Annotated in this window: 6 protein-coding genes; 3 read left to right on the top strand and 3 right to left on the bottom strand. The window is 39.0% G+C overall.

All coding sequences use genetic code 11. The annotated features are described in order from the left end of the window. From Q0L68_RS15360 to Q0L68_RS15350, 3 genes are all read right to left on the bottom strand, one after another. Nucleotides 1-575, bottom strand: a 575-nt coding sequence (locus Q0L68_RS15360; RefSeq protein ID WP_296704935.1) for a gamma-glutamyltransferase, incomplete at its 3' end; no start/stop codon positions are given. Between the two features lie 115 nt (nucleotides 576-690). Then, the gene (locus Q0L68_RS15355) at nucleotides 691-1182 is read right to left on the bottom strand and encodes a helix-hairpin-helix domain-containing protein (RefSeq protein WP_296704933.1); all 492 of its coding nucleotides are present in this window, start codon (nucleotides 1180-1182) and stop codon (nucleotides 691-693) included. A gap of 134 nt (nucleotides 1183-1316) precedes the next feature. Next, on the bottom strand, nucleotides 1317-2786 hold the full coding sequence (locus tag Q0L68_RS15350) for a Gfo/Idh/MocA family oxidoreductase (protein WP_296704931.1): 1470 nt from the start codon (nucleotides 2784-2786) through the stop codon (nucleotides 1317-1319). 407 nt (nucleotides 2787-3193) lie between these two features. Here Q0L68_RS15350 and Q0L68_RS15345 point away from each other — a divergent pair, with 407 nt between their 5' ends. The 3 genes from Q0L68_RS15345 to Q0L68_RS15335 all read left to right on the top strand — a co-directional run. Then, nucleotides 3194-4318 (top strand): Re/Si-specific NAD(P)(+) transhydrogenase subunit alpha, encoded by a 1125-nt coding sequence (locus Q0L68_RS15345; protein WP_296704930.1) that lies wholly within the window; start codon nucleotides 3194-3196, stop codon nucleotides 4316-4318. A 19-nt stretch (nucleotides 4319-4337) separates the two neighbouring features. Next, on the top strand, nucleotides 4338-4625 hold the full coding sequence (locus Q0L68_RS15340) for an NAD(P) transhydrogenase subunit alpha (RefSeq protein WP_296704928.1): 288 nt from the start codon (nucleotides 4338-4340) through the stop codon (nucleotides 4623-4625). Further along, nucleotides 4622-5580: NAD(P)(+) transhydrogenase (Re/Si-specific) subunit beta (locus Q0L68_RS15335; RefSeq protein WP_296704926.1), on the top strand; the 959-nt coding region annotated here is incomplete at its 3' end. The genes Q0L68_RS15340 and Q0L68_RS15335, both read left to right, overlap by 4 nt.

The following is a 5580-nucleotide window of genomic DNA, read 5'->3' as shown; positions in this document are numbered from 1 at the left end:
AAACCTGGTATTTCCTCCATACCTCTATAATTACTTTCCATTTCATAAGCTATCACTTCCGAAACTGGAAATCCTTCCCTTCCATAATCAATTGCAGGCTTCAAAAGGGTTTCCATCGGGAGTTTTCCAAATTTTTCATGCAAGGCAAACCAGCCATCCACTGCTCCAGGCACAGAAACGGGGAGTGGACCAAGCATCGGAATATATTTTATTCCACGATCAATAAAATAATCTATTGTGAGCGATTTTGGAGCTCTTCCACTTCCATTGAAACCAAAGAGTTTCTTTTCTTTTGCATCCCAAACAATCGCAAAAATATCTCCACCGATTCCACAGCTAGCAGGCTCAACTAAACCTAAAACAGCGTTTGCTGCAATTGCCGCATCCATGGCTGTGCCACCTTTTTTTAGAATATCCAACGCAACTTGTGTTGCCAATGGTTGACTTGTTGCAGCCATTCCATTTCTTGCGAGAACTTCTGATCGGGTTGTAAAAGTTTCACCGGTCAAACGATCTTGGGCCGAAAGTTGACCGATCAGACAAAGTGTTAAGAGAGCGGTAATTATCCTGTTCATATTATTCTTTTTTGGAGCATTTTAAGATAGTGAAAAATGAAGTAATGGGTCAAAACAATTATTGGATCTGTGAAATAAGCGTTTGAATCTTTATTTCTTCTATTTAGGAAAAGTTTCAAATCTTGTTTTTCCATTTGATGGGGGTTACTTCATGCCAGGCTGTTTTTGGCCTATCAGCCGGATAACCATTCTCAAGTCGATATTTTTTTCTTTCCTCAGTATAGTCCCACCAGGTTTTGTTGATTAGAGGATTCTTTGCAAAATCTACAATCAATCGAAACTGATCTTCCACACAAGGGTCTGTCCAATAACCTTTTTTTCGTTCATACTCCTCAAGTAATTTTGCTCCATCTTTTCCTTTGAGTTCTTTTAAAGAGTAGTAGCCCATAAAAATCAAATCTTCGGCAAATTTTACACCAACAGAAGGGGCCGTCTGAAATTCTGCCAAAGCAAAAATAGTTTTTATCCTTTCAGGCCTTGCATCCAAAATAACTTCCAATTCATCAGGAGCCAGGTCCAAAATTTCAGAAATCTTGATTTTGGCTTTTCGAAGATTTTTTCTTTCTAAAAGACTGAGGTTTAGTTTTGGGATAGTTTTTTTCTTCATTCTATAATTGAAATAGTTGAATAGAATCAATTCATAGATTAAATATTGTGTTTAATCTTTCCTGAAAAAGCAAACCCAGTTAAAATGAATCTAACTGGGTTCGAAATTTTATTAAAAGTCAATGATATCAAGAATTAACCCATACCAAAGCCTTCACGATAAGTTCTGGTAACAAACTGATTTGCATCCTCGAAATTGGTAATTCTCAGATTATCTCCATCCCAGAGCAATTTTTTACGTCCGTAGAATTCCATTTGACCTCTACTGTTTTCTCTTCTTAGCATATAACTTCTGATCGCCAGATTTCCCATCAAAACAGTTTCTGTCATGGGTCCTGCATAATCGAATGAAGAAGTAAGGCCTTTGTGTTCTGTACTTCCAAAACCAGCTTTGCAAGCATCTACCCAAAGTCTTTGATGTCCATACTCTGGCTCATCATTAGGTTCTGTTTGAGGTCCGAACTCTTGAGTTCCATCATTCAAATAAAGTTTTGGCATCAATGGAGAAGAATCATTGATATTGGTAGAAATGATTCCTTTTTCACCTATGATTAAAACCCCATTAGCTGAATTAGCTCCACCAATGTCATGATCAGCAGGAATAATATCAGGATGAGCTGGTCTTATTCCTCCATCACTCCAAGTCATATTGATTGGGGATTTACTTTTTGGCGTCGCAGCAAAGTTTAAGGAAATAAATGAAGATGCAGGACAACCATCGGGATGATAGTCTGGATTCCACATCTGGCTATAAACGGACCCAACACTACATTCTGCGTCAGTTGGATAATGTAAACCAAGTGTTCTAAACGGAATATCGATCAAGTGACATCCCACATCGCCTAATGCACCTGTTCCATAATTCCACCAACCTCTCCAACTGAATGGGTGAAGATCTGGAGTATAAGGAATCTCAGGAGATGGGCCTAACCAAAGATCCCAATCTAATGCAGATGGTTTACTTCCGGGAGCTGGACTTGGGAATGCTCCTCCTTGTGGCCAAACAGGGCGGTTAGTCCAAACTTCTACTTTTGCTATTTTACCGATTCGGTCTTTATCGATCCATTCCTGGACCAGATTTAGCAATGGGTTAGAACCTCCTTGGTTCCCCATTTGCGTCACTACTTTTTCTGACCTTGCCATCTCAGTAAGCATTCTAGCCTCTTTGATGTTATGGGTCATTGGTTTTTGAACATAGACATGCTTTCCTCTTTCCATAGCATATTTTGCCGCTGGACCATGAACGTGATCAGGGGTAGAAATTGTCACTGCATCTATATCAGTTTCTGTATCTAACATTTTTCGGAAATCCGCATAGAGTTTAGCATCCGGGAATCTTTCTACCGATGCTTTTGCTGATCCAGAAAAATCAACATCACAAAGTGCAACAACGCGCTCTCTACCATTCACGGAGGCATTTCTAATATCGCTGGCTCCTTTACCTCCAGCGCCGATTGCGGCAAGATTCAACTGATCTGAAGGTGAAGTAAAACCTACACCCCCTAAAACATGTCTTGGAACAATAAAAAATGAGGATGCGATAGCTGCATTTTTAATAAAATCCCTCCGAGATTGCCCTTCGGAATTTTTCTTTGGTTTTTTCATGGGTCTTGTTTTAGGTTAAATAAGTTGATCTAAAATAGGAATTTATCTTTTTGAATGAATCCTGTTTGTCTTTAAAGTGTGATTCTTTTAGGATCAGCGGTACTTTTATTTTTGCAGAAATATTTTTCTAAAATCAATTTGAAGGGTAAATCCTGTGACAATCTTGAGAATTTTTAGGTTTGATTCTAAAGTTTGCCTTAAAAAAAGAGCTTGTATTGAGTAGAAAACAGTAAAAAAGGATTTTTTAGCTTTTAATAACATTAGGGAAGTCTGGAAATTTTCAGAATAAAATATCATAAAAGTGGAAGAAATCAGGATAAAGCAGGTGGGCTAAGCGGGTATTTCAGACTTTCTTTGAATATATTGAATGATAAAAGCTATTTGTAAATAGATTCTAAAAGTTAAAAATGAAAATAGGAGTACTAAAGGAAACTAAAGACCATGAAAAAAGAGTTGCTCTCAGCCCGGAAGTAATCAAGCTACTGATTAAAAAAGAATTTGAAGTAGCAGTTGAATCTGGGGCAGGAGAAGGTTCTAATTTTTCGGATGAGGAATATAAGGTGGCTGGTGCTTCCATTATAGCCAAGACACAGGTTTTTGATTCAGATATATTATTAAAGGTGAATATTTTCTCTCCTGAAGAAGTATCTCAGATGAAAGAAGGGACAGCCTGTATTTCCCTGATGTATGCCTACAACCATCCTGAAATCTTAGCAGAGATGAACAAGAAATCTATCTCTTCTTTTTCAATGGATGCTGTTCCCCGAATTTCCAGAGCACAAAAAATGGATGCCTTAAGTTCACAGGCAAACCTAGCGGGATACAAATCAGTCATTTTGGGAGCAAATCACCTGGGAAAGATTTTTCCTTTGATGATGACTGCTTCAGGTACAATAACCCCTTCAAAAGTTCTGATTTTCGGTGCAGGAGTAGCTGGTCTTCAAGCTATCGCCACAGCAAAAAGACTGGGAGCTATCGTGGAGGTCAGTGACGTTAGGCCCGAAACAAAAGAACAAGTAGAGTCTCTTGGGGGAAGATTCTTGATGGTGGAAGGAGCTGAAACTGTAAAAGTAGAAGGAGGATATGCAGCTGAAGTATCGGAAGAGTTTCTACAAAAACAGAAGGAATTGATTCAAAGCAAAATCAAAGAAACTGATCTAGTCATCACCACAGCCCTCGTAATGGGTAAAAAATCTCCCATTCTAGTGACGGAAGAGATGGTAAAAACGATGAAAAAAGGTGCGGTCATTGTTGATATGGCAGTAGAATCCGGAGGTAATTGTGAGATCTCTGAAAAAGATAAAACAGTAGTGAAACATGGAGTAACAATCATTGGTGAATCTAATCTTCCTGCTTTGCTTTCCACCAATGCCAGTCAGCTTTATGCGACAAATATCAGCACTTTGTTATTACATCTTGCTAGCAAAGATGGATTCAATCTGGATCGGGAAGAAGAGATTACAAAAGGTGTTTTGATCACCTACAAGGGCGAGATAGTCCATGAATTCACCAAGAAAATTTTAAATAAATAGTAAATAACCTTTTCAAATTATGAGCTCAGAAGCATTAATTATTCTGATTTATATACTTGTCTTAGCGAGTTTTCTGGGGTTTGAGCTGATCTCAAAAGTCCCTCCAACCTTGCACACCCCCCTTATGTCGGGGTCCAATGCAATTTCAGGAATTACTATTGTTGGAGCTCTTTTGGCCTGTAATGAAATGGGGTATACCACCATCAGCAAATGGCTTGGAATGGTAGCTTTGATACTCGCTACAATCAATGTTGTAGGCGGCTATGCAGTGACGGATCGTATGCTAAAAATGTTTAAGAAGAAATGAGCATCCTCATCCAAGTAGCCTATCTGATCTCTTCGATTCTCTTTGTCCTAGGGATTAAAAAATTGGGTAAAACCAAAAGCGCACGTCAAGGAAATGTGTATTCTGCTGTTGGTATGCTGATCGCTATTGCAGCGACTTTGTATACGGTGAATATCCTTTCATTTGTAGAGATATTTGTTTGTATTTTAATTGGTGGAGCAATTGGTCTTTATGTCTCTAAGAAAGTTGAGATGACCAAAATCCCGGAAATGGTTGCTCTATTTAATGGTTTCGGAGGTCTAGCTTCTTTCGCTGTAGCACTTTCGGATTATTTCTTTAAAACCCAAGCTGTCAATACCTATCCGGATTCCGTAAATTCAATTAGTATCATAGTTTCTGTCTTGATTGGAGGAGTGACTTTTACGGGGTCCATGATCGCTTTCCTAAAGTTAGATGGAAAAATTTCTGGTTCACCGATTACTTTCAAGGGGCAACACCCTTTGAATTTAATTCTTCTAATCGCTTTTGTGATAGCAGGAGTGTTAACTTTTATGAATCCGAGTGACCCAATTTTTATGATTGCTTTGATTGTTATTTCTCTGCTTTTGGGAATCTTAACAGTAATTCCAATTGGAGGCGCAGATATGCCGGTGGTTATTTCGCTTCTGAATTCATATTCGGGAATGGCCGCATGTGCTACAGGTTTTATTTTAAATAATAATGTGTTGATCGTAGCGGGTTCATTGGTCGGAGCCTCAGGGATTATCCTTACCCAAATCATGTGCAAAGCCATGAACAGATCCTTGACTAACGTATTGTTGGGAGGTTTTGGACAGGCTGTTTCCGGCCCAGCCGCCGATGGTCCACAGATCGTTGTCAAAGAAATTGGAGTGGAGGAGACCGCGATGTTATTTGATTCAGCTTCTTCAGTGATTATCGTTCCGGGATATGGAATGGCTGTGGCTCAGGCGCAACA

The organism is Algoriphagus sp. (genome assembly GCF_024642405.1).
GTDB lineage: Bacteria > Bacteroidota > Bacteroidia > Cytophagales > Cyclobacteriaceae > Algoriphagus.
Note: the sequence above shows the minus strand (reverse complement) of the source record. Positions and strands in the feature narration are given on the sequence as shown.